We start from the raw sequence: 23,024 nt of genomic DNA, 5'->3' as shown, positions 1-23,024 counted from the left end.
CCTACGCTCCTCGGCGTGACCGTGGCCGCCGCACCGCTCGACCTGACCGACCCCGCGGTCGTCGCCGACCCCTACCCCTCCTTCGCCCGCGCCCGCGCGGCCGCGCCGGTGCAGTGGCACGACGGGCTGGGGCTGTGGCTGGCGTTCACGCACGCGGGGTCGAACGCGGTGCTGCGCGACCGCCGGCTGGGCCGGATCTGGCGCGACAGGGAGCCGGCCGAGCGGTTCGGCCATTTCAACCTCATCCACCGCAACGCGATCCTCGAGATGGAGCCGCCCGAGCACACGCGGCTGCGGCGGCTGGTCAGCGCCGCGTTCGCCCGCGGCCACGTGGAGCGGCTGCGGCCGTGGGTGCAGCAGCTGGCCGACTCGCTGGTCGACGGGCTGGTGGAGCGCTCCGGCGGCGAGGACGGCGTCGACGTCCTCTCGGGCATGGCCGAGCAGCTGCCGGTGGCCGTGATCGCCGAGCTGCTCGGGGTCCCCGAGGCCGACCGCCCGCTGCTGCGGCCGTGGTCGAACGCGATCGTGAAGATGTACGAGTACGGCCGGACCGAGCAGGTGGAGCAGGCGGCCGAGCGCGCCGCCGCCGAGTTCGTCGAGTACCTGCGCGGGCTGGCCGCCGAGCGGCGGAAGGCCCTCGGCGAGGACCTGGTCAGCCACCTGGTCACCGTGCGCGACTCCGCGGGCGACCGGCTCACCGAGGACGAGCTGGTCACCACCTGCATCCTGCTGCTCAACGCCGGGCACGAGGCGACGGTGAACGTCAGCGGCAACGGCCTGCTTGCGCTGCTCGAGCACCCCGACCAGCAGGCGCGGCTGCGGGCGGAGCCGGCGCTGCTGCCCACGGCGGTCGAGGAGCTCATGCGCTTCGACTCGCCGCTGCAGCTGTTCGAGCGCACCGCCACCGAGGACGTCGAGGTCGGCGGGGTCACCGTCGAGCGCGGGCAGAAGATCGCCGCGCTGCTGGGCGCGGCCAACCGGGACCCCGCGGTGTTCGCCGACCCCGACACCCTCGACGTCGGCCGCGCCGACAACCCCCACATCTCCTTCGGCGCCGGCGTGCACTTCTGCATCGGCGCCCCGCTCGCCCGCGTGGAGCTGCAGGCCTCGTTCGGCGCGCTGCTGCGCCGCACCTCGTCGCTGGAGCTCGCCCGCGCCGCGCGGCGCCGTCCGGAGTTCGTCATCCGCGGGCTGGCCGAGCTGCCCGTCGTCCTCACGCCGTAGCGCGCTCCAGCAGGGGGACGAGCTCGTCCGGCCCGGGCAGCGCCGCGAGGCCGGCCGCGGCCCCGCCCGCCGCGTCCCGCAGGTCGCGGCGCCCGAGCAGCTCGGCGAGACGCCCGGGAGGCGGCCGGGCGTGGCCTCGTCCGGCTCGAGCCGCAGGCCCAGCCCGGCGGCCACGACCCGCTCGGCGCCGGCCCGCTGGCTCGGCGAGACGCCCGGGAGCACGAGCAGCGGCAGCCCGGCGAGCAGCGCGCCCGCGGTGGTCCCCGCGCCGCCGTGGGAGACGACGGCGTCGACGTGCGGCAGCACCAGCGACTGAGGGACGTACTGCACCACCCGGACCCCGGGGTGCGCCGCCCGGACGACGTGCGGCGGGTGCGGCCCCGTGGTGACGACGACGCCGGGCGCGACCGCGGCGGCCGCGTCGGCGAGGTGCTGCAGCAGGTCCACCCGCGACGACGCGGGCACCGTCCCCAGGGTCACGTAGAGCGCCGGCCGCGGCAGCGCGGCGAGCTCCGGTGCGGTCGCCGGCGGCCCGTCGAACGCGGTGGGGCGGACGGTGACGACCGGGACCCCGAGCCGGTCGACGTCGGGTACCTGCAGCGGGGCCGGGCAGGCGTCGAGGTACAGCCCACCGGTCTGGCGCACCGGGCCGGCGGCACCGGCGGCGTCCCACACCGCGCGCAACGGCTCGGCGAGGAGCTCCCGGCCGGCCGCGGAGCGGGCCGGCGAGGGCCAGCTGTGGGTGACGACCGGCAGCCCGCGCAGCGCACCCACCAGCGGCGCGGCGTACTCGCCCTCCTCGTGGACGAGCACGTCGGGGCGCCACCCGTCGACGAGCGCCAGCAGGTCGCCGGCCATGGGCGGGACGGCGATCGTGGTGAACAGGTGCCGCGGCCGCTGCGGCCCGACCAGCCCGCGTGCGTCGGCCCGCTCCACCATCGCCGGCAGCCGCAGCCCGGCGGCGACCGCCTCGGCCCCGCACCGCCGGACCCAGGCCACCTGGTCGGCGCCGGTCGCGACCCGCACCTCGTGCCCCGCCGCCGCCGCGGCGAGGGCCAGGGGCAGCACGGGGTGCAGGTGCCCGAGCCCGGGGTTGCTGCTCACCAGGAACCGCACGGGCCCTCACCTCCCTGACCGCCGAGATCCTCCTCCGCAGCTCGCCGCCCCGTCACTGGCACGATGCGGCCCATGCGCCGCAGGGACCCGGACGCCGCGGAGGTCCTCGACCGGCTGCGGGAGCTGGCCGACCCGTCGCGGCTGGACGGCATGGCCCGCTACGGCATCGGCGGCGCGCACACCCTCGGCGTCACCGTCACCGAGCTACGGGCGCTGGCCGAGGAGCTGGGCCGCTCGCACGAGCTGGCCGCCGGGCTGTGGCCCTCCGGCGTGCACGAGGCGCGGATCCTGGCCGGCCTGGTCGAGGAGCGCGACCGCGTCGACGCCGCGCAGCTCGACGCCTGGGCGGCGGACCTCGACTCCTGGGACGTCTGCGACCAGTTCTGCCAGAACCTCGTCCGGCACACCCCGTTCGCGTGGGACAGGGCGCTGCAGTGGAGCGGGCGGGAGGAGCCGTTCGTCAAGCGGGCCGGGTTCGCCACGATGGCCGGGCTCGCCGTGTCGGACAAGCGGGCCGGCGACGACCGGTTCGAGCCGTTCCTCCGCGCCGTGGCCGAGCAGGGGGACGACGACCGCCCGATCGTGCGCAAGGGGGCGAGCTGGGCGCTGCGGCAGATCGGCAAGCGCTCCCCCGCCCTGCGCGACCGGGCCGTCGAGACGGCGCACGAGCTGCGGGCAGGAGGCCGGGGCGCCCGCTGGGTCGGCACCGACGTCCTGCGCGAGCTGCAGCGGCGTACTCACCGGTAGAGGGTGAGCGGCGTCACTGGCACGATGCGGCCATGCGCGGCCTGATGCAGGACTTCCCCCTCACCATCGACTCGATCTTCCGGCACGTCGAGCAGCACTACGGCGACGCCACGATCGCCACCAACGGGCCCGACGGGGTCACCCGGGTGACCTACGCCGAGTGGGCGGAGCGGACCCGCCGGCTGGGCGGGGTCCTCGACGCGCTCGGCATCAGCGGCGACGGGCGGGTGGGCACCTTCGGCTGGAACAGCCAGCGGCACCTGGAGCTCTACTTCGCCGCCCCGTGCACCGGCCGGGTCCTGCACACGCTCAACATCCGGCTGTTCCCCGAGCAGCTGACCTACATCGCCAACCACGCCGAGGACGAGGTCGTCTTCGTCGACCGCAGCGTGCTGCCGCTGCTGTGGCCGCTCATCGACACGATGAAGACCGTGCACCACGTCGTGGTCATGGACGACGGCGGCAGCAACGAGATCCCCGACGACCCCCGGGTGCACGACTACGAGACCCTGCTGGCCGAGGCGCAGCCGGTGGACTTCCACGTGACGGACGAGAACCTCGCCGCCTCGATGTGCTACACGTCCGGCACCACGGGCAACCCGAAGGGCGTCGTCTACTCGCACCGCTCGACCGTGCTGCACACCATGGCCGTGAACGCGCCCAACGCGTTCGGTCTGAGCGTGCGCGACGTGGCCATGCCGGTGGTGCCGATGTTCCACGCCAACGCCTGGGGCATCGCGCAGGCCGCGCCCGCCGCCGGCGCCTCGCTGGTGATGCCCGGCCCGATGATGCAGCCGGAGGCGCTGGCGAAGCTGATCGTCGAGGAGGGGGTCACCTTCACCGCGGGGGTGCCCACCATCTGGCAGGGCGTCCTGCCGCACCTGGCCGGCAAGCCGCACAAGCTGCGCGACATCGGCTGCGGCGGCTCGGCGGTGCCGAAGGCGCTGTCGGAGGCCTACCGCGAGCAGGTCGGGCTGCCGATCCTGCAGGCCTGGGGCATGACCGAGACCTCGCCCGTCGCGTCGTCCGGGGTGCTGCAGCGCCGCTTCGAGGACGCCTCCGACGAGGAGAAGGCCGACCGCCGGGCGCGCGCCGGCATCCCGCTGTTCGGCGTCGAGGCCCGGATCGTCGACGCCGAGACCCTCGAGCCGCAGCCGTGGGACGACTCGGCCACCGGCGAGCTGCAGGTCCGCGGCCCCTGGTGCGCCAAGGACTACTACAACCCCGACGCCGGTGTGCAGCTGAGCACCGACGACGGCTGGATGCGCACCGGCGACGTCGCCGCCATGGACACCGACGGCTCCATCCGCATCGCCGACCGCACCAAGGACCTCATCAAGTCCGGCGGCGAGTGGATCTCCTCGGTCGACCTGGAGAACGTGCTCATGAGCCACCCGAAGGTGAAGGAGGCCGCCGTCGTCGGCATCCCGCACCCCAAGTGGGACGAGCGCCCGCTGGCGTGCGTCGTGGTCAAGGAGGGCGAGCAGCTCACCGCACAGGAGGTCCTCGAGTTCCTCCAGCCCAAGGTGGCCAAGTGGTGGCTGCCCGACGCCGTCGAGTTCATCGACGAGGTGCCCAAGACCAGCGTCGGCAAGTTCTCGAAGAAGGACCTCCGCGCCCGCTTCGCCGAGTACCAGCTCTAGGGACCGGGGTGGATCCGCGCTCGCCCGGATCCGCTCCGCGTCACCGGACGAAGGGGGGCCGGCCGGTCTCGCTCACCATGGGCCGGCCGGCCGCCTCCCACTCGCCCATGCCCCCGCCGACGTTGACCGCGTCGTAGCCGTTCAGGTTCAGCCACGCGGCCACCCGCGCCGAGCGCCCGCCCATGCGGCAGGTGACGTAGACGGGGTCGCCCTCGGGGACGTCGTCGAGCCGCGCGGGGACCTCGCCCATCGGGATGTGGGTGGCGCCCTCGATGTGGCCGTGCACCCACTCGTCGTCCTCGCGCACGTCGAGGACGACGGCGTCCTCGGGAACCTCGGCGGCGGGCACGGTCGGGACCTGCATCGGCATCACGCGTCCCATGATGCATCGGCCGCCCGGCGCCACGGCGCTGCGAGGATGGGCGGCGATGACCACCGCTCCGCCGCCGGTCCGCATGCCCGCCTGGCCGCTGTCCCGCTCGGCGATCTGGCTGTGGGTCACCGAGGGCATCCTGGGCACGCTGTTCAACGCCGTCCTCGTCGCGGCCTTCCTGCTGTTCGTCCCGGCCGAGGGCGGCCCGCTGCCGCTGCTGCGCTGGCTGGTGCCGGCGCTGGCGGTGGCGTACGCCGTCATGGCGATCGGCATCCGGCCGTTCGTCCGCTACCGGGTGCACCGTTGGGAGGTCACCGGGGAGGCGGTCTACACGCTGACCGGCTGGCTCACCCGCACCTGGACGCTGGTGCCGATCGCCCGCATCCAGACCGTCGACGTCACCCGCGGGCTGCTGCAGCAGGCCTTCGGGCTGGCCTCGGTCGCCGTGCTGACGGCGTCGTCGCAGGGCACCGTGCGGGTGCCCAACCTCGAGCTGGACGTGGCCAACCGGGTGGCCGAGGACCTCGCGCGGCGGGCCGAGCAGGTGCGGGACGAGGCGACGTGACGCAACCGCCCCCGGTGGTGCCGGGCCGGCGGACCTCGCCGCGGATCGTCCTCGTGCACACCGTCACGTTCCGCCAGGCGCGGCAGTTCGTGCCGGCCGCGATCGGGCTCGGCGCGGCGGTCGGGTTCAACGGCGGGGCGCCGGCGGTCGTCGCGATGGTCGTCGGCGTCACCCTGGTCTCCCTGGCGACGGCCGCGCTGTCGTGGTGGCGGTTCAGCTACCTCGACGGCCCGACGGCGGTCGTGGTGACCCGCGGCCTGCTCGCCCGCTCGGTGCGCACCGTGCCCAACGACCGGATCCGCGGCGTGGAGGTCGAGGCGCCGGTGCTGCACCGCGTCTTCGGGCTGGTGCGGGTGCGCATCGACGCGGCGGCCGGGGCCGCGGGCAAGGACGAGGAGGTGGTCCTCGACGGCGTGCCGCGCGCCGAGGGCGACCGGCTGCGCGTCCACCTGATCGCCCGCCGGCCGGTCGCCCCCGCGGCGGAGGACCCGGCCGCGCCCGCCCCCGAACCGGCGGAGGAGGAGTTCGCCCGGTTCGAGAACAAGTGGCTGCTGTACGCCCCGCTGGTGGGCAGCTACCTCGTCCTGCCGATGGCCGCCCTGGGCGCGCTGTTCCGGCTGCTCGACGAGCTGCCCGCGCGCCTGACCCCCGACCTGCCCGGCATCGACGCCGTCGACGGCCGGGTGGTGGCCATCGCGGTCGGCGTCGCGCTGGTGCTGCTGGCCGCCGGCGCCGTGGTGGGCGCCGCCGTCGTCAACTGGGGCTTCCGGCTGGTGCGCCGGGGCGGGTCGCTGGTCGCCGTCCGCGGGCTGGTCACCCGGCGGCACACCGAGCTGGAGGTCGACCGGATCCGGGGCGTCACCCTGTCGGAGGGGCTCGGCATGCGGCTGGTGCGGGCGGCGCGGGTGAGCGCGCTGGTCACCGGGCTCGGCGACGCCGCGCGGCGCGGCCAGCTGCTGCCGCTGGGACCCCGCGCCGAGGCCGTCGTCCTGGCCCGGCGGCTGGTCGAGGTCCCCGACCCGCTCACCCGCCACCCCCCGGCCGCCCGCCGCCGCCGGCTGGTGCGCGCGGTGGCGTCCGGTCTGGTGGTGCTGGCCGCCGGCGCCGGCGTCACTCCGGTGCTCGGCTGGTGGTGGCTGCTCGTCGTGGGCGCCGTGCTCACCGTGCTCGGCGTCCCGCTGGGGCTGGGCCGGTACGCCTCGCTGGGCCACGCGGTGGCGGGCGGGGCGTTCAGCGTGCGCGGCGGCTGGCTGGTGCGCGAGCAGGCGGTGCTCCAGCGCCGGGCCGTCGTCGGCTGGAGCGTGCGGCAGTCGGTCTTCCAGCGGCGGGCGGGCCTGGCCACGGTGCTCGCCTGCGTCGGCGCGGGCAGCGGCGGCTACGCCGCGGTGGACATGGCCGCCGACGACGTCGCCGCCTTCACCGCCGCGGCCTCCGACGGCACGTGGGCGACGACGTTCAGCCCAGCCCGCTGACCAGCCGGGCGGCGGCGCGCGGGTGCTCGGCGGCGAGCAGGCCCGCGGCCGCCAGCACGTAGCGCCGGTCTACGACGACGCGGCTGCCGGCGAGGACGCTGCCCGCGCCCCCGGCATCGGCGGCGATGCCGGCGACCGCGGCGTCGACGTCGGCGGCGTGCCGGAACACCCCGCCGGAGAGGACGACGAGCCCGGCCGCGCGGGCGCTGGCGCCGCCCGGGCCGTAGGCGGCCTCGGCGCGCAGATGCCGCCGCAGCGCGACGGTGGCCGCGGCCACGCCCATGGCCGTCGGGTCGTCGCCGGGGTCGGGCAGGCCCTCCGCGCGCGCGGCCCGGCGGAGGTCGTCGGCGCCGGAGCTGACCCCCAGGTCGCCCTCCACCGTGCGCCGGCGGGCGGGCACGCCCACCGCCTCGCGGCCGAGGACGGCCTGCTCGGCGTCGGGGTCGGGGACGGAGTAGACGTCGGTGGTGGCGCCGCCGACGTCGAGGACGACGACGCCGGGCGGCTCCGCGGCGCGGGCCAGCACGGCCACGCCCTCCAGGACGACGTCGGGCGTCACCGCGCGCACCCACGAGCGCAGCCGCGGGTCGGTGGAGAGCTTGAGGCCGCCGATCACGTGCTCGAGGAAGACGGCCCGGATCGCCGTCCGCGCCGACTCCGGCTCCAGCCGGCCGATGTCGGGCAGCACGTTGCCCGCCTCGACGACCGGCAGGCCGGCGTCCCGCAGCACGGCGGCCACCTCGTCGCGGACGGCGGCGTTGCCGGCGAGGACGACCGGGACGGGGTCGTCCGCACGCGCCAGGGCCGCGGCGTTGTGCCGCAGGACGCCGGCCTCGCCGCCGTCGGTGCCGCCCACGAGGAGGACGACGTCGGGGGCGACCGCGTCGAGCGCGGCCAGCGCGGCGTCGTCGAGCCGGCCGGCGGCGACGTGCACGACCCGCGCCCCGGCCGACAGCGCCGCCCGGTGCCCGGCCTCGGCGCTGATCAGCTCCTCGTAGCCGACCACGGCCAGCCGCAGGCCGCCGCCGGCGCTGGAGCAGGCGAGCACGGGCGCGTCCCAGCCCGCGGTGGCGGCGAGCACCCCGTGCACGACGTCGTCGAGGCCGGTGGGCGCCTGGGCGGTGGCCAGCAGCTCGCCGTCGGGCAGGCCGACGAGCGCGGCCTTGGTGAAGGTGCTGCCGATGTCGACGCAGGCGACGGCGTTCACGCCCGGAGGAGGCCCGCCCCGGCCGCGCCGGCGGTGAGCTCGGCCGACCCGAACGCCTGCACCGGGCCGGCGGCGCCGGTGGTGCGGACGCCGTCGCGCGCCGCCGCCGTGGCGCCCCAGGCGAGCATCGCGCCGGTGAAGCCGTACGGCTCGGGTCCCTCGAGGACGACGCGGCTGACGAGGGCGCCGGCGGCGTCGCGGACCTCGGCCACGGTGACCGTGCGGGCGTTCGCGGTGCTGGCGTCCGACGGGCCCTCGCCGACCCGGCGGCCGACGGCCTGCGCCAGGCGCCCCATGCCGCGGGTCGCGCCCGGCACGCGGGCGGCCAGCGCGGCGGCCGGGGACAGCCGGTGGAGGACCCCCGTGGCGGGCCCGAACCAGTCGAGGTGGACGCCGACCTCGCGCAGCGTGGGCGCCAGCGGCGGCAGGGTGAGGTGCTCCGAGCCGCCGATCGAGAGGCCGAGCCGGCTGCGGGTGCCGGCCTGGAACCGCCAGGTGCGCCGTCCGGCCGGCTCGGGGGTGAGGCGGCCGTCGCGGAACGCGAACCCGGGCTCGAGCAGCACCCCCACCGCCGAGACCATGGTGCCGCGGGAGAACGCCTGCCCGGAGGTGCCCTGCACGCTGTAACCGACGTCCACCCGGTGGGCGCGGTCGCCGGCCTCCTCCAGGGCGAGCGCGCCGGCGAGGTTGCCCGGCACGTAGTCGAAGCCGAACGCCGGCACGAGCGTGGCGCCGGTGGCCCGGGCGCGCGGGCCGAACTCGTCGAACACCCGGCGCACGAAGGCCGGCTCGCCGGTGGAGTCGAGGTAGACGGCGCCCGCCTCGACGGCGGCGGTGAGCGCGGCCTCGCCCAGCTGCAGGAACGGTCCGACGGTGGTGACGAGGACGTCGCCGGGGCCGAGCAGGTCCCGCACGCTCGCCGGGTCGGTGACGTCGGCGCGGGCCGTGTCGAGGCCGCCGAGGCGCTCGGCCAGCGCGGTGAGCTTCTCCGTGCTCCGGCCGGCCAGCACCGGCTCGGCGCCGCGGGCGACCAGCGCCTCCGCCGTCCGGGCGCCGGTGTAGCCCGTGGCCCCGAGCAGAACGATCCGTGAACTCACCCGGCGGACCTTATCCGGGCGTCGGCAGGGGTAGAGCGCGGAACGATGAGGAGCCGGAACGGGTCAGCGCGCCCCCTCCCTGCCCAGACCGACGCGCCCGGCGAGGGCCGCCGCCTCGACGCGGGTGGTGACGTCCAGGCGGCGCAGCAGGTTGGCGACCAGGCGTTTCACGGTGCGCTCGGAGACGTGCAGCGTGGTGGCGATGTCGACGGTGCTCACGCCGTCGGCGACCAGCCGCCAGAGCCGGCGCTCGTCGCTGCTGAGCCGTCCGACGAGGCCCTCGTCGCCGGAGGGCGCGGCCTCGAGGAGCTCGCGCAGCAGGGGCTCGGGCACGACCGACCAGCCGTCGAGGACGGCGAGCAGCGGGCGGATCAGGCTCTCGGGGTCGGCGGTCTTGGGCAGGAAGCCGGCGGCGCCGGCGCGCAGGGCCTCGAGCGCGGCGTCGGACTCGGCCAGCCCGGAGAGCGCCACCACCCGCACCATCGGGTCGGCGCGGCGGATGGCCGCGATCGCGCGTGCGCCACCCGGCGGCGGCATGTGAAGATCCACGAGCGCGACGTCGGCGTGGTGCCGTCGGACGAGCGCGGCGGCGGCGGAGGCGTCGTCCGTCGTCCCGACGACCCGGACGCGCCCGTCGCTGACTCCGTGCAGGAGCAGGGCCAAGCCGCGGCTGAAGAGCGGGTGGTCGTCGACCACCACCACGTCCACCGGGGCCCCGTGCTGCGTCACGGCCGCGGGCTCGTCCACTCCCACGTCACCCCCGTCGGTCGGCACGGCTGCCGACCGGTTCTCCACCCGGCGAGGTGCCCATGACCCTGGCGGCCGACACCCCTGCGGCGATGCGCTCCCGAGGCCTGCTGCTCGACCTTGCGCACGTGCTCAAGGCCCATCTTCCACGCGCTCGCCGCACGCGGGAGGAGAGCCCCACCCCGCAGGATGCCCTGGTCCGGGCGCTGTGTCATGACATGCGCAGCCCGCTGGCCGCGCTGGAGATGGCGCTCGGCTCGCTGGACCGGGCGCCGGAGGAACGGGCCGAGCTGCTGCGGTTGGCGCGGGCCCAGACGGCGCACCTGTCGTCGATGCTGCGGACGGCGGACGCCACGGGCGGGGCCACCCGCCGGGCTCCCGGGCTGCGACGGCTGCGAGACGTCCTGCAGGCGTCGGTCGCGGCGTCGGGCCTGCCCGCCGCGCAGCTGACGGTCGTGGTGCACGGGGACGCCGGTGAGGTGGAGGTGGCCGACGCCCGGGTGCAGCGGATCGTCACCAACCTGCTGGAGAACGCGCACCGGCACGGCGGGGGCGCGGCGGTGCGCCTGTCGGTGACCCGGCGGTGCGGCTGGGTGCACATCGCGCTGACCCAGGCCGGCCTCGCCGCCGACCGGGTGGCCGACCACCTCGCCCAGCAGCGGCCCCCGGCGGACCTCACCGGCCTCGGGCTGTGGTCGGTGCAGCGGCAGAGCCGCGAGCTCGGCGGACGGGTGCTCTGGGAGGACGACGGAGCCTCGCTCACCCTGGTCGTCCAGCTCCCCGACCGCTGATTCACCCCATCGCGTGATCGGCGTGCGGTATCCACAGGATCCGTGCCGCCGGGTTGGTGACCTGCGTAGTCTCCCCGCAACCGGTGGGTGATCGACGGGGAGGACGACGGTGCGGCGGCGGTGGACCCTGCGCTTCCTGACCGGTCTGGCGCTGAGTGCCGTGCTCGTCAGCGGCTGCTCGAGCAAGCAGGAAGCCAACGACACCCTGCCGACCGCCGAGGAGACGACCAGCTCGCCGACCCTCGAACCCCTCGGCCCGCCGGACTTCCCGGTCCCCGAGGAAGCTCGTGAGGAGAGCGATGAGGGCGCCCGTCTCGCCGCCGAGTACTTCCTTGCTCTAACCGGGTACGCGATCGACAACCTAGAATCGTCCCCCCTTCGCGAGCTGAGTCATGATTGCGCCTATTGCTCGAACCTGGCCCAGACCATCGAATCTGAGGCTGCAGCTGGTCATCGCTTCGTAGGCGGCGAGGTTCTGGTTGGCAGCGATGCGCAGGTTAGTCGCACCGGCCCCTCAGCCGAGGTCTACCTCGGGGTTCGACAGTCCGCCCTTGACGTGATCGACGCATCGGGCCAATCCGTTCCTGGACGCGCACAGCCAGAGTTCGATGTCTCCGCTTCTGTTTTGCTCCACTGGAACAAGGCCACTCGAAGCTGGATTGTCACACAAGTAGCAGTTTCATGATAGGCGCTTGCCTTCGCGCACTAATTCTCGCTGCCGGCTTTGTAGCAGCGGCAACACTGAGCGCTGGTCCCGCTCATGCATGCATCGGACTATGCCCGGACGGCGAGCCGACGGTCACAACCGGCCAATCGGCACTTATTGCGGCATATGTCAGTCCAGAAGGGGGCGGCCTCCGAGCCGCCTCTAATGTTCAGCCAGAGCCTATGCCTTATCGGTGGCGGTTACTGACGCCATGCCAGAACGATGACGAGGTCCTTGGCGGCTGCGTTCCAGGCGACTTCGGGACATGCCCCATGGTCGAAGGCCGAGTCCTCGGCTACTACGAGATTTCGCGCCAGCGAGTAGCGCAGGCCGACCGCAGAGAAATCGATGGCCTGGCGCCGAGGGACGACGTCGCTACAGGCCAAGGCTACGGCGGTTGGGTGCCGGATGGCGCGGGCTGTGTCGACGTCACGGACTTGAATCCGCCGCCGTCGCCGGGCGAGGTCTACCGCTACTTCCAGACGCTGCCGCTGCCGCAACTGGCCACCCGCCAGCAGCCGCCAGGTAACGCCTTGGTCGGCCTGCCCGTGATCTTCTGGACCGACAGCCCGACCGCTCAGACGTTCACCGTCGACATCCGAGGCTTCCAGGTCGTCATCGTCGCCACGGCCACCGCGTTCACCTGGCACACCGGCGACGGCGTCGACCTGACCACCGACCACCCCGGCGCGCCCTACCCGGAGCACACGATCACGCACGACTACCGGGCCGGCACCTACACCGCCTCGCTGACCACCACCTGGAGCGCGACCTTCAGCGTGAACGGCGGCGTCAGCGCCGAGGTCCCCGGTACGACGACGACCGAGGGCCAGCCGGTCACCTTCGCCGTCCTCCAGGCTCGCGCCGTCCTCACCAACCCCTACGACTAGGGCCGCTACCGGAGTCGAACTCGCACTCCCGGGCGCCTGCAGGACCCCACGAGCACGAAGTCGACCCCGGGAGCGGCGCTCTTGCGGTGTTCCACCCGCTCCCGCGGTCCTGCACCACCGCAGCGGCGCGGGAAAGACCGCAAGAGCGGGGCGAACACGTGCTCCCAGCCCCCTGCAGGACCCCATGAGCACGAAGTCGACCCCGGGAGGACCGCGGGAGCGACCGCAACTTGGCACCCGCGGGCCATGGGTCGGCACCGGGAGGCCACCGGGGTCGGGCAGATCTGCGTCGTCACCGCACGCCGCGGTGTCGCCGACGACGCGAGGAGAGCCCGTGTTCACGCACACCCACGCCCTGCAGTACGAGGCCAAGCCCGACGGGCCGGACCCGGACTTCGCCCGCAAGATGCAGGAGGTCCTCGGCGGTCAGTGGGGCGAGATGACCGTCGCCACCCAGTACCTGCTGCAGGGCTGGAACTGCCGGCTGCCCGGCAAGTACAAGGACCTGCTCCTCGCCATCGGCACCGAGGAGCTCGCCCACGTCGAGATGATCGTGACGATGATCGACCGGCTGCTCGACCACATCCCGCTCAAGCCCGACTCGGCCGACCGCACCAAGGAGGCGGCCGCGGGCTACGGCCAGCACAACCCGCAGCACCCGATCGTCAACGGCGCGGGCGCCAGCTACATGGACAGCATGGGCAACCCGTGGACCGGCGCGTACGTCACCGCGAGCGGCAACCTCATGGCCGACTTCCACTACAACGCCACCGCCGAGATGCAAGGCCGGCTGCAGGTGGCCCGCCTCTACAACATGACCGACGACCCGGGCGTCAAGGACATGCTGCGGTTCCTGATCACCCGCGACCACTACCACCAGCAGCAGTGGCTGGCCGCGATCGAGCAGCTGAAGGAGGACGGCCTGGAGAACATCCCGGTGCCCGAGGCCTTCCCGCTCGAGGAGGAGGTCGGCGACCTCGGCTACGTCTTCATCGACGCCTCCGACGGCCCCGAGGCGGCCAACGGCCGCTGGGCCAGCGGCCCGTCGATCGACGGTCGCGGCCAGTTCAGCGCCCGCCCGATCGAGGCGACCGCGGACGCGCCGATCCTGCCGCCGGGTGACCCCCGCCTGTTCCCGACCCCGCAGATGCAGGGGCAGTCCCTGATCCAGAAGGCCAAGGACATGCTCAAGTGAGCTGACGCCGTCCCCACGCGACGGAGGGGCAGCCGGTCGACGAGGCCGGCTGCCCCTCCGCCGCGAGCGGTCCCGGGAGCGGCCGGACCGCCGCCCTCCCCCACGGCAGAGGGTCCTACCCCACGCTGCGACGTGCGGCAGGACCCTCCGGGATCAGCTCACCTGATCATGGCCGTGAGCTCAGTGCTCGACGGCCTTCTCCGCGCCGATGCCGGTGAGCGCGCGCACCTCCAGCTCGGCGAACTTCGCCTCGTCCCGCTCCTTCGACAGCACCGTGCCCAGCCAGCCGAGGAAGAACGCCAGCGGGATCGACACGAGGCCCGGGTTGTTCAGCGGGAACCACGAGAAGTCGACGTCCTGGATGAGCGAGGTCGACTTGCCCGTCTGCGGGTTGACCGGCGCCCCGGAGACCACCGGCGAGAAGATGATCAGCCCGACGCAGGAGATCAGCCCGCCGTAGATCGACCACAGCGCGCCCTGGGTGTTGAACCGCTTCCAGAACAGCGAGTAGAGGATCGTCGGCAGGTTGGCCGACGCCGCGATCGCGAAGGCCAGCGCCACCAGGAAGGCGATGTTCAGACCCGCCTGCAGCGCCAGGATGCCCAGCCCGATCGAGACCGCGCCGATGACGATCGCCGTCACCCGGGCCACCTTCACCTCGCCGTTCGGCGAGACCTGGCCCCGCTTGATCACGTTGGCGTAGACGTCGTGCGCGAAGGACGCCGACGCGGTGATGGTGAGGCCGGCGACCACGGCGAGGATCGTCGCGAAGGCGACCCCGGCGATGATGCCGAGCAGCACGGTGCCGCCCAGCTCGAACGCCAGCAGCGGCGCCGCCGCGTTCACCGCGCCCGGCGCGCCGAGGATGCGCTCGGGACCCACCAGCGCGCCGGCGCCGTACCCGATCACCAGGCTGAACAGGTAGAAGATGCCGATCAGCCAGATCGCCCAGACCACCGAGCGGCGGGCGTCCTTCGCCGTCGGCACGGTGTAGAAGCGCATCAGCACGTGCGGCAGGCCCGCCGTCCCCAGCACCAGGGCCAGACCCAGCGAGACGAAGTCGAGCTTCGAGGTGTCGGTGAGCCCGTACTGCGCGCCGGGGGCCAGCACCTGCTCGCCGGCGCTGTCGGCGGCGCCGCCGAGCAGGGCGGAGAGGTTGAACCCGAACTCGCCGAGCACCCACAGGGTCATCACCAGCGCCCCGGCGATGAGCAGCGTCGCCTTGATGACCTGCACCCACGTCGTGCCGCGCATGCCGCCGACGAGGACATAGATGATCATCAGCGCGCCGACCAGGATCACGACGACGGCCTGCGCCGCCTCGCCGGTGACCCCGAGCAGCAGGGTCACCAGGCCGCCGGCGCCCGACATCTGGGCCAGCAGGTAGAACAGCGACACGACGAGGGTGGAGATCGCCGCGGCCGTGCGCACCGGGCGCTGGCGCATCCGGAAGGCCAGGACGTCGGCCATGGTGAAGCGGGCCGTGTTGCGCAGCAGCTCCGCGACCAGCAGCAGCGCCACCAGCCAGGCGACGAGGAAGCCGATCGAGTACAGGAAGCCGTCGTAGCCGTACACCGCGATGGCGCCGGCGATGCCGAGGAACGAGGCGGCCGAGAGGTAGTCACCGGCGATCGCCAGGCCGTTCTGCTGGGCGGCGATGGTGCGGCCGGCCGCGTAGAAGTCCGTGGCGCTCTTGTTGGCCCGGCTGGCGCGGAACGTGATGACCAGCGTGATGAGGACGAAGACGCCGAAGATCGAGATGTTGATCGCCGGGCTGCCGATCGTCTCCTCGGCGGCGAGCACGTCAGGCACGGGTCGCCCCCTCGTCGGTGCCGTGCGCGAACTCGTGGTGGGCGAGCCGCTCGTTCATCTCGTCGCGGATGGGGTCGGTCGACCGCGCCGAGTGCCGCACGTACAGCTGCGTGATGAGGAAGGTGCTCACGAACTGGCCGAGGCCCAGCAGCAGGCCGAGGTTGACGTTGCCGAAGACCCGCGTCTCCATCACGCTCGGCGCGTAGGTGGAGAGCAGGACGTAGAGCAGGTACCAGGCGAGGAACGCCACGGTCATGGGGAACGCGAAGCGGAAGAACCGCCGCTTCAACTCCTGGAACTCCGGCGAGCGCTGGGCTTCCAGGTACTCCTCCGGCGTGAGCAGGCGCCGTTCTGCTGGTTCTGTCACGGGGCAGCCTTCCTAGGAGAGAGCTGTGTGATCGGCGTCACCGTAGGCCCCGACCCGGCAGTCCGCAGCTCAGCGAGTCCGTTCCGTTGCGAAACCTTTCGGCGGGCGTAACGCCTCGGGAACGCGCCGCCGGTGCAATGGGTCATGGCCGTCGCGAAGAGGACCACCGCCTGGTTCCCCGTGGCCCGGTCGAGCGAGGTGGGGACGACGCCGGTCCCGGTCGGCGCCGACGGCAGGCCCTACGTCGTCGTCCGCCTGCGCCCCGGTGGTGAGGTCAGCGCCTTCCCGGCGCACTGCCCCCACCGGCTCGTCCCGCTGGCCGCCGCCACCGTCGTCGAGGGCCGCCTGCGGTGCCCGTACCACGGCTGGCAGTTCGACGCGGAGGGCCGCTGCGTCGACATCCCCTCGCTCGGCCCCGACGGCACCCCGCCGCCGCGGGCGGACCTCGCCGTCCCGTGGGCCGTCGAGGAGCGCGGCGGCTGGGTCTGGATCGCCCCGGCACCGACGAGCGAGCGCTGCCCGCCCCGGGGCGGCGCGGCGCCCGAGCCCGCCCCGGTACCGGAACCGCCGCCCGGCCCCGTCTTCGGCAACCTCGACCCGTCGCTGGAGCACGCCTGGCACCCGGTGGCGCTCTCCCGCGAGCTGCGGCCCGGCGGCTGGCTGCAGGTACGGCTGCTGGGCCGCACCTGGATGCTGCGCCGGACGCCGGACGGGCTGGAGGTCGACCCGCCGGCGTGGGGCGTCCGGGAGCGGCTCGGGCTGGTGTGGCTGGCGCCCGCCGAGCCGAGGGACGTGCCCCTCGAGGTGCCCGAGGCCCGCGACCGCCGGTTCGTGGCCGGTTGGCTGACCCCGGTGCGCTCCACCTGCCCGGCCGGCCCGCTCGCCGACGCCTTCCTCGACGGGGCGCACGTCCCGTTCGTGCACGCCGGGACGTCCGGCGCGGCCGAGCGGCCGGCGGTGCCGGCCGTCGACGTCACGGCGCGGCCCGGCGGCTTCGAGGGCGTGCAGGAGCAGTGGCTCGACGACCCGCAGGACCCCACCGGTGGGCGGCCGCTGCGCCGGCGCGCCACCCACGTGTTCCGGGCGCCGTTCCAGCTGCGCCGGCGGCTGGACCTGCTCGACACCGGCGCCGCGACGGCGGTGCTGCTCCTCCTGCAACCTGAGGACGCCGACTCCACCCGCGTCTACTCCTGCCTGCTGCTGGCCTCCCCGCCCGGCCTGCCGCTGCCCAGCCCCGCGACCGTGGCCGCGGAGGTCGCCCGCGAGGAGGAGGTCCTCGCCGAGGAGCTCCGGCTGCAGGCCCGCGCGGCCGGCACCGGGCTGCCCCTGGCGATGCGCGACGAGCTGCACGTCCCCGCCGACCGCCTCGGCGTCGCGCTGCGCCGGGCGCTGTGCGACTTCCGGGTGGCCGGGCGGGCCCGGGCCGCCGCCTAACCCTCCCCGGGGATCTCCGCTCCGCAGCCGGGGCACCGGGTCGGCGGGTCCTCGTCGGCCAGGCGGCCGCACTCGGGGCAGACGCGGTGCAGCCAGCAGGCGGGGTCGCCGTCGGGCTCGGGCTCGTCCACGAGCACAGTGTGCCTCCGACCGCGGTCGGAGGCGCGCGTCATCCCCCGGGACGACGACACGCCTCCCCGCGCTGCCTAGTGTCGTCGGCGATGGAGCGCACCCCTGCCCTCGAGCGCCTGACGGCGCGGCTGCGCGCCCACCCGTTCCGCGTCGACGTCGCGATCGCCGCGGCGGTCGCCTTCGTCACCGTGCTGCTGCCGGCCGGCTCCTACTACCAGGCCGAGGGGACCGCGGCCTTCTTCGGCCTGCTGCTCACCGCCCCGCTGGCCTGGCGCCGCCGGGCACCCGTCCCGGCGGCCGCCGTCGTCACCGTGGTCGGCCTGCTGCAGCTGGTGGCCCTCCCGTACCTCGTCCTCGCCGACGTCGCCGCCCCGCTGATGATCTACGCGCTGGCGGCCTACGCCCCGCGCTGGGCCGCCCGCGCCGGGCTCGGGCTCGGGCTGCTCGGCGCCCTCCTCGCCGGGTTGGCGTACTACAGCCACGACGCCGGGGACGCGCTCGTCGGCTCGGTGCTCGCCGGCGGGATCACCGTCGTCGCGGCCTGGGCGCTGGGCAACCTGCGCCGGGCCCGCGCCCAGCGGGTCGCCGCGCTGGTGGAGCGCGCCCGCCTGCTCGAGCTCGAGCGCGACCAGGAGATGCGGCTGGCCGCCACCGCCGAGCGGGCGCGGATCGCCCGCGAGCTGCACGACGTCGTCGCCCACTCCCTGTCGGTCGTCATCGCCCAGGCCGACGGCGGGCTCTACGCCGGGCGCACCGACCCGGACAAGGCGACCGGCGCGCTGGAGCAGATCGCCGCCACGGGGCGGCAGGCGCTCACCGACATGCGCGCGCTGCTCGGCGTCCTGCGCGAGGACGGCCGGCAGGAGTACGCCCCGCAGCCCGACGTCGCCGCCGTCAAGGGCCTGGTCGAGGACGTGCGGGCCAGCGGCCTGGACGTCGACCTGCTCGAGGAGGGCCAGCCGCAGCCGCTGCCGGCCGGTCCGCAGCTGGCCGCCTACCGGATCGTGCAGGAGTCGCTGACCAACGTGCTCAAGCACGCCGGCCCGGCCAGCCGCGCGTGGGTGCGGCTGCAGTGGCGGTCGGACGCGCTCGAGCTGTCGGTCATCGACGACGGCCGCGGCGCGTCGGCGGCGATGGCCGGCTCCGACGGCGCCGGGCAGGGCCTGCGCGGCATGCTGGAGCGGGCGCACCTGCACGGCGGCCGGCTGGAGGCGGGGCCGCGGCACGGCGGCGGGTTCGGCGTCTCCGCCGTCCTGCCCTACCGTGCCGCGTCCTACCGTCCGGGGTCGTGACCATCCGGGTGGTGCTGGTCGACGACCAGCAGATGGTGCGCGCCGGCTTCCGCATGGTGATCGAGTCGCAGGCCGACCTCACCGTCGTCGGCGAGGCCGGGGACGGCGCGTCGGCGGTGGAGCTGCTGCGGCGGACGCCGGCCGACGTCGTCCTCATGGACGTGCGCATGCCGGGTACCGACGGCATCGAGGCGACCCGGCAGGTGACCGCGCTGCGCGAGGCGCCGCGGGTGGTCGTCCTGACGACGTTCGACCTCGACGAGTACGTGGTGGCCGCGATCGGGGCGGGCGCGAGCGGGTTCCTGCTCAAGGACGCCCCGCCCGAGGAGATGCTCGGCGCGATCCGCACGGTGCACGCCGGCGACTCGGTGATCGCGGCGTCGTCCACCCGGCGGCTGCTGCAGCACGTGGCGCCGATGCTGCGCGGCGCCGCCCCCGCCCCGGTGGCCGACCAGCTCGCCGAGCTCACGCCGCGCGAGCGGGAGGTGCTGGTGCAGATGGCCTACGGGGCGACCAACGCCGAGATCGCCGAGCACTTCGTGGTCAGCGAGGCGACCGTGAAGACCCACGTCGGGCGGGTGCTGGCCAAGACCGGCTCCCGCGACCGCGTGCAGGCCGTCGTCCTCGCCTACCGCACCGGCCTCGTCCAGCCGGCGGACCTCCTCCGCGACGCCTAGGCACTCGCGCTCCGAGCTTTCGGTACCGAAAGCCCGGAGGACGGCGGGGCGGTACCGAAAGCCCACGTACGACCGGGGGATGACGTCGAGATCGGCCTCCGCTCCGACGCGCGGTGACGGTTCGGACCGGCAGCGTGAGCAGCGTTGTCGTTCCCGTGCCTGGAGGTCCGAGAAAGTGTCCGTCCCCGTCCTGACCGTCCCCGGTGAACCGCCGGCCCCGCCCGTGACGGCGGCCGTCCGCGCGGTCGGGCTGCGCAAGACCTACGGCAGCGGCGAGACCGCCGTGCACGCCCTCGCCGGCGTCGACGTCGAGTTCGCCCGCGGCGAGTTCACCGCGATCATGGGCCCGTCGGGCTCGGGCAAGTCGACGCTCATGCACTGCCTGGCCGGCCTGGACACCGCGACCGCCGGTCAGGTGTGGCTGGGCGACACCGAGCTGACCCGCCTGCGCGACGACCAGCTGACCACGCTGCGCCGGCAGCGGATCGGCTTCGTCTTCCAGGCGTTCAACCTGCTGCCGGTGCTGGACGCGCTGGAGAACATCACCCTGCCCATGCAGCTGGCCGGCCTGCGCCCGGACCGCGCCTGGCTCGACGCCGTCATCGCCCGGCTCGGCCTGCGCGAGCGGCTGCGCCACCGGCCGCACGAGCTCTCGGGCGGGCAGCAGCAGCGCGTGGCGATCGCCCGCGCCCTGCTCCCCCGGCCCGACGTCGTCTTCGCCGACGAGCCCACCGGCAACCTCGACTCCCGCGCCGGCGCCGAGGTGCTCGGCCTGCTGCGCTCCAGCGTCAAGGAGACCGGCCAGACGGTCGTCATGGTCACCCACGACCCGTCCGCCGCCGCCTACGCCGACCGCGTCGTCCTGATCGCCGACGGGCGGCTGGCCGGCCAGCTGCTGCGGCCCACGGCCGAGTCGGTGCTCGACGCGCTCCGCGGGCTGGGGGCCTGAGCCGCCGTGCGTCGCGTCCTCCTCGCCCAGCTGCGCGCGCACGCCGCCCGGCTGGTCGCCTCGACCCTCGCCGTCGTCGTCGCCGTCGGCTTCGTCGTGGCCACCCTCGTGCTCAACGAGACCACCCGCACCACCGTCCTGGAGGGGGTCGGCGCCCGCTACGTCGACACGGCCGCCGTGGTCACCTCCGACGACGGCCGCTCGCTCGCCCCGGACGTGCCCGCGCTCGAGGGCCTGCCGTCGGTGCGGGCCGTCGACCCGGCCTGGCAGACGTCGGTGCAGGCCGGCGTCCCCCGCCGCGGCGGCGCGCAGTACCTGTTCGTCGACACCGTCGCCGACGACCCCGCCCTGCGCTGGCAGGAGACGACCGCCGGCGTCCTGCCCGACCGCCCCGGCGAGGTCGCGGTCAGCGAGCGCACCCGCGCCGAGGTCGGCGACGTGCTCACCGTGGCGGTCGACGGCGCCGGGACGACGGAGCAGGTCACCGTGACCGGCATCGTCGACCTGCGCGGCGACCCCGAGGCCGGCCTCTACGCGCGGGCCTTCGTCGTGCCCGCCCAGGCCCGGGCGTGGGGCGCCGTCGACCCCACGGAGCTGCGCGTCGCGGCCGCCCCCGGCGCCTCCGCCGAGCAGGTCCGCGCCGACGTGGCCGCCGCCCTCGCCGGCCGCGCCGTCACCGTGCGCACCGGCACCGAGCAGGCGGTGGAGGCCGCGGCGGCCATGATGGGCAACGCCACCGCCCTGGCCGCGGTGCTGCTGGTCTTCGGCACCGTCGCGGTGCTCGTGGCGGGCCTGGTCATCGCGAACACCTTCGCCGTCCTGCTGGCGCAGCGGACCCGCGAGCTGGCGCTGCTGCGCTGCGTCGGCGCCACCGCGCGGCAGGTGCGGCGCAGCGTGCTCGGCGAGGCGGTGGTCACCGGCCTGGTCTCCTCGGCGCTGGGCGTGGCGGCGGGCACCGGGCTGGCCGGCGCCGTCTCGGCGGTCGCCGGCGACGTCGACTCCCCCGTGCCGCTGTCCGGGCTCGACGTGCCGGTGTACGCGATCGCCGTCGGCGTGCTCGTCGGGACGGCGGTCACCGTGCTGGCCGCGCTGGCGCCGGCCCGCGCCGCCACGCGGGTGGCCCCGCTCGCCGCCCTCCGCCCCACCGACCGGGCGCCGCTGCGCTCCCGTCCCGGCGTGCTCCGGCTGGTCCTCGGCCTGCTCCTGCTGCTGCCCGGCGCGGCGCTCATGGCGGTCGGTGTGCTCATGGCGCAGGTGCTGATCGCGCTGCCGGGCGGGGCGATGAGCTTCCTCGGGATCGTGCTGCTCGCCCAGCGCGCCGTCCCGCCGGTGGTCGCCGGCGCCGGGCGCCTGGCCGGGCGGCTGGGCGGCGTGCCGGCGCGGCTGGCGGCGGGCAACGCCACCCGCAACCCGCGCCGGACGGCGGCCACCGCGACCGCGCTGCTCATCGGCGTGACGCTGACCAGCGCGATGGTGGTCGGTGCCGCGTCGACCAAGGCGACCGCCACCGCCGGCCTGGACGCCGAGTTCCCCGCCGACGTCGTCGTCGCCGGCGTCGACGGCACGCTGCCGCAGGGGTTGCTCGGCTCGCTCGAGGAGGTCGACGGCGTCGTCGGCGGGACGCCGGTGCTCGCCGCCGAGGTGCTCGGGCCGGACGGCGAGCCCTGGTACGTCCAGGGCGTCGACGTCGCCGACGTCGAGACGGTGCTGCGGTCGACCGACAAGGTCGTGCTGCCCGAGCCAGGGCAGGCGGTCGTCCCGCAGTGGCAGGCCGACTCCTGGGGGGTCGTGGACGGCGGCACGGTGCCCCTGGCGCAGGGCGGACGCGAGCTCGCCCTCGCCGCCCGCGTCGTGGACGGCGACCAGCCGCTGCTGCTCACCGCCGCGCAGTTGCGCACGCTGGCGCCCGAGGCCGGCGTGGACCAGCTGTGGCTGCGGCTGACCGAGGCCGACCCCGACCGGCAGGTGGCGACGGTCGACCGGGTCACCGACGTGACCGGCAGCCTCGCCCCGTCGGCCCGGGTCAGCGGCATCGTGACCGTGCGCGACCAGCTGACCGAGGTGCTCGACGTGCTGCTGCTGGTGGTCACCGGGCTGCTGGGCATCGCCGTCCTGATCGCGCTGATCGGCGTCGGCAACACGCTGGCGCTGTCGGTGGTGGAGCGGCGGCAGGAGAACGGGCTGCTGCGGGCGCTCGGTCTGACCCGCGGGCAGCTGCGCGGGCTGCTGGCGTGGGAGGCCGCCCTCGTGGCCGGCGTGGCGGCGGTGCTCGGCGTGCTGCTCGGCGGCGCGTACGGGCTGATCGGCACCGCCTCGGTGCTCGGCGGCGTCGGCGAGGTGGTCCTCAGCGTCCCCTGGCTGCAGGTCGCCGCGATCGTCGCCGTCGCCACGCTGGCGGGGCTGCTGGCCTCGGTGCTGCCCGCCCGCCGGGCGGCCCGGACCGCCCCGGTGGCGGCGATCGCCGGCTGAGACCGCGGCCGGCTCCCCTGCCCCGGAGCCGGCCGCGGCTCGTGGTCCGGCCCGGGGGGGGGGGGGGGGGGGCGGCGGGGGCGGCGCGCCCCGCCGGCCTCGCCCCGGCGGCGCCCCCC

General features: G+C 75.3%; 21 protein-coding genes and 1 pseudogene. 14 read left to right on the top strand and 8 right to left on the bottom strand.

The window, feature by feature from the left end:
• Nucleotides 1–15 precede the first annotated feature (15 nt).
• Entirely contained in the window at nucleotides 16–1,224 is a 1,209-nt protein-coding gene (locus ACI78S_RS23675) for a cytochrome P450 (RefSeq protein ID WP_456977432.1), read from the top strand.
• A gap of 177 nt (nucleotides 1,225–1,401) precedes the next feature.
• On the opposite strand, the pseudogene ACI78S_RS23670 reads toward ACI78S_RS23675, so the two are convergent.
• Nucleotides 1,402–2,082 (bottom strand): annotated as a pseudogene (locus ACI78S_RS23670) (glycosyltransferase); the annotation flags it as partial.
• 330 nt (nucleotides 2,083–2,412) lie between these two features.
• Here ACI78S_RS23670 and ACI78S_RS23665 point away from each other — a divergent pair.
• Both ACI78S_RS23665 and ACI78S_RS23660 read left to right on the top strand, forming a co-directional pair.
• Nucleotides 2,413–3,087: a DNA alkylation repair protein gene (locus tag ACI78S_RS23665; RefSeq protein ID WP_456977431.1), complete on the top strand. Its 675-nt coding sequence runs from the start codon at nucleotides 2,413–2,415 to the stop codon at nucleotides 3,085–3,087.
• Nucleotides 3,088–3,119: 32 nt separating this feature from the next.
• The gene (locus ACI78S_RS23660) at nucleotides 3,120–4,730 is read left to right on the top strand and encodes a long-chain fatty acid--CoA ligase (RefSeq protein ID WP_456977430.1); all 1,611 of its coding nucleotides are present in this window, start codon (nucleotides 3,120–3,122) and stop codon (nucleotides 4,728–4,730) included.
• 40 nt (nucleotides 4,731–4,770) lie between these two features.
• Here the strand turns inward: ACI78S_RS23660 and ACI78S_RS23655 are convergent, their stop codons facing one another.
• Nucleotides 4,771–5,100, bottom strand: coding sequence for a rhodanese-like domain-containing protein (locus ACI78S_RS23655; protein ID WP_456977429.1), 330 nt, complete (start codon nucleotides 5,098–5,100; stop codon nucleotides 4,771–4,773).
• Nucleotides 5,101–5,158: 58 nt separating this feature from the next.
• Between ACI78S_RS23655 and ACI78S_RS23650 the strand changes: the two genes are divergently transcribed.
• Nucleotides 5,159–5,668 carry a PH domain-containing protein gene (locus tag ACI78S_RS23650; protein WP_456977428.1) on the top strand — a complete coding sequence of 170 codons (510 nt, stop codon included), beginning with the start codon at nucleotides 5,159–5,161 and terminating at the stop codon, nucleotides 5,666–5,668.
• Nucleotides 5,665–7,140 carry a PH domain-containing protein gene (locus ACI78S_RS23645; protein ID WP_456977427.1) on the top strand — a complete coding sequence of 492 codons (1,476 nt, stop codon included), beginning with the start codon at nucleotides 5,665–5,667 and terminating at the stop codon, nucleotides 7,138–7,140. Before ACI78S_RS23650 ends, ACI78S_RS23645 begins: the two co-directional genes overlap by 4 nt.
• On the opposite strand, the gene ACI78S_RS23640 is transcribed toward ACI78S_RS23645, so the two are convergent.
• From ACI78S_RS23640 to ACI78S_RS23630, 3 genes are all read right to left on the bottom strand, one after another.
• Nucleotides 7,124–8,347 (bottom strand): glutamate mutase L, encoded by a 1,224-nt coding sequence (locus ACI78S_RS23640; protein ID WP_456977426.1) that lies wholly within the window; start codon nucleotides 8,345–8,347, stop codon nucleotides 7,124–7,126. The genes ACI78S_RS23645 and ACI78S_RS23640 overlap by 17 nt on opposite strands.
• Complete coding sequence (locus ACI78S_RS23635) at nucleotides 8,344–9,444, bottom strand: saccharopine dehydrogenase family protein (RefSeq protein WP_456977425.1); 1,101 nt, start codon at nucleotides 9,442–9,444, stop codon at nucleotides 8,344–8,346. Before ACI78S_RS23635 ends, ACI78S_RS23640 begins: the two co-directional genes overlap by 4 nt.
• 63 nt (nucleotides 9,445–9,507) lie before the next feature.
• Nucleotides 9,508–10,173 (bottom strand): response regulator, encoded by a 666-nt coding sequence (locus ACI78S_RS23630; protein WP_456977424.1) that lies wholly within the window; start codon nucleotides 10,171–10,173, stop codon nucleotides 9,508–9,510.
• An 80-nt stretch (nucleotides 10,174–10,253) separates the two neighbouring features.
• Here ACI78S_RS23630 and ACI78S_RS23625 point away from each other — a divergent pair, with 80 nt between their 5' ends.
• From ACI78S_RS23625 to ACI78S_RS23610, 4 genes are all read left to right on the top strand, one after another.
• Entirely contained in the window at nucleotides 10,254–10,982 is a 729-nt protein-coding gene (locus ACI78S_RS23625; RefSeq protein ID WP_456977423.1) for a sensor histidine kinase, read from the top strand.
• A 109-nt stretch (nucleotides 10,983–11,091) separates the two neighbouring features.
• On the top strand, nucleotides 11,092–11,667 hold the full coding sequence (locus ACI78S_RS23620) for a DUF6318 family protein (RefSeq protein ID WP_456977422.1): 576 nt from the start codon (nucleotides 11,092–11,094) through the stop codon (nucleotides 11,665–11,667).
• Nucleotides 11,668–12,125: 458 nt separating this feature from the next.
• A complete protein-coding gene (locus ACI78S_RS23615) occupies nucleotides 12,126–12,578 on the top strand; it encodes a hypothetical protein (protein ID WP_456977421.1) in 453 nt (150 codons plus the stop codon).
• Between the two features lie 334 nt (nucleotides 12,579–12,912).
• Nucleotides 12,913–13,773, top strand: a complete 861-nt coding sequence (locus tag ACI78S_RS23610; RefSeq protein ID WP_456977420.1) for a manganese catalase family protein — start codon at nucleotides 12,913–12,915, stop codon at nucleotides 13,771–13,773.
• A 180-nt stretch (nucleotides 13,774–13,953) separates the two neighbouring features.
• Here the strand turns inward: ACI78S_RS23610 and ACI78S_RS23605 are convergent, their stop codons facing one another.
• Complete coding sequence (locus ACI78S_RS23605) at nucleotides 13,954–15,585, bottom strand: solute symporter family protein (RefSeq protein WP_456977419.1); 1,632 nt, start codon at nucleotides 15,583–15,585, stop codon at nucleotides 13,954–13,956.
• Nucleotides 15,578–15,952: a DUF485 domain-containing protein gene (locus tag ACI78S_RS23600; protein WP_456977418.1), complete on the bottom strand. Its 375-nt coding sequence runs from the start codon at nucleotides 15,950–15,952 to the stop codon at nucleotides 15,578–15,580. The genes ACI78S_RS23605 and ACI78S_RS23600 overlap by 8 nt, the downstream gene beginning before the upstream one ends.
• Nucleotides 15,953–16,096: 144 nt before the next feature.
• Between ACI78S_RS23600 and ACI78S_RS23595 the strand changes: the two genes are divergently transcribed.
• Nucleotides 16,097–17,386, top strand: coding sequence for a Rieske 2Fe-2S domain-containing protein (locus tag ACI78S_RS23595; protein ID WP_456977417.1), 1,290 nt, complete (start codon nucleotides 16,097–16,099; stop codon nucleotides 17,384–17,386).
• Here ACI78S_RS23595 and ACI78S_RS23590 read toward each other — a convergent pair.
• Complete coding sequence (locus tag ACI78S_RS23590; RefSeq protein ID WP_456977416.1) at nucleotides 17,383–17,517, bottom strand: hypothetical protein; 135 nt, start codon at nucleotides 17,515–17,517, stop codon at nucleotides 17,383–17,385. The two genes, ACI78S_RS23595 and ACI78S_RS23590, sit on opposite strands and share 4 nt — an antisense overlap.
• Before the next feature lie 90 nt (nucleotides 17,518–17,607).
• Here ACI78S_RS23590 and ACI78S_RS23585 point away from each other — a divergent pair, with 90 nt between their 5' ends.
• The 4 genes from ACI78S_RS23585 to ACI78S_RS23570 all read left to right on the top strand — a co-directional run bounded on the left by ACI78S_RS23585 (nucleotide 17,608) and on the right by ACI78S_RS23570 (nucleotide 22,905).
• Entirely contained in the window at nucleotides 17,608–18,810 is a 1,203-nt protein-coding gene (locus ACI78S_RS23585; RefSeq protein ID WP_456977415.1) for a sensor histidine kinase, read from the top strand.
• On the top strand, nucleotides 18,807–19,487 hold the full coding sequence (locus ACI78S_RS23580; protein ID WP_456977414.1) for a response regulator: 681 nt from the start codon (nucleotides 18,807–18,809) through the stop codon (nucleotides 19,485–19,487). The genes ACI78S_RS23585 and ACI78S_RS23580 overlap by 4 nt, the downstream gene beginning before the upstream one ends.
• Before the next feature lie 175 nt (nucleotides 19,488–19,662).
• A complete protein-coding gene (locus tag ACI78S_RS23575) occupies nucleotides 19,663–20,436 on the top strand; it encodes an ABC transporter ATP-binding protein (protein ID WP_456977413.1) in 774 nt (257 codons plus the stop codon).
• A 6-nt stretch (nucleotides 20,437–20,442) separates the two neighbouring features.
• Nucleotides 20,443–22,905, top strand: a complete 2,463-nt coding sequence (locus tag ACI78S_RS23570) for an FtsX-like permease family protein (RefSeq protein ID WP_456977412.1) — start codon at nucleotides 20,443–20,445, stop codon at nucleotides 22,903–22,905.
• The last annotated feature ends 119 nt before the right edge of the window (nucleotides 22,906–23,024 follow it).

It is taken from the genome of Geodermatophilus sp. SYSU D00815, from assembly GCF_054050035.1.
This window is presented reverse-complemented; position numbering and strand designations above follow the sequence as displayed.

Bases quoted from the DNA above. Each gene is read 5' to 3' on its own strand.
- ACI78S_RS23665 (WP_456977431.1), top strand. From the start codon at position 2,413: ATGCGCCGCAGGGACCCGGACGCCGCGGAGGTCCTCGACCGGCTGCGG.
- ACI78S_RS23660 (WP_456977430.1), top strand. From the start codon at position 3,120: ATGCGCGGCCTGATGCAGGACTTCCCCCTCACCATCGACTCGATCTTC.
- ACI78S_RS23655 (WP_456977429.1), bottom strand. From the start codon at position 5,100: ATGCCGATGCAGGTCCCGACCGTGCCCGCCGCCGAGGTTCCCGAGGAC.
- ACI78S_RS23650 (WP_456977428.1), top strand. From the start codon at position 5,159: ATGACCACCGCTCCGCCGCCGGTCCGCATGCCCGCCTGGCCGCTGTCC.
- ACI78S_RS23625 (WP_456977423.1), top strand. From the start codon at position 10,254: ATGACCCTGGCGGCCGACACCCCTGCGGCGATGCGCTCCCGAGGCCTG.
- ACI78S_RS23595 (WP_456977417.1), top strand. From the start codon at position 16,097: ATGGCCGTCGCGAAGAGGACCACCGCCTGGTTCCCCGTGGCCCGGTCG.
- ACI78S_RS23585 (WP_456977415.1), top strand. From the start codon at position 17,608: ATGGAGCGCACCCCTGCCCTCGAGCGCCTGACGGCGCGGCTGCGCGCC.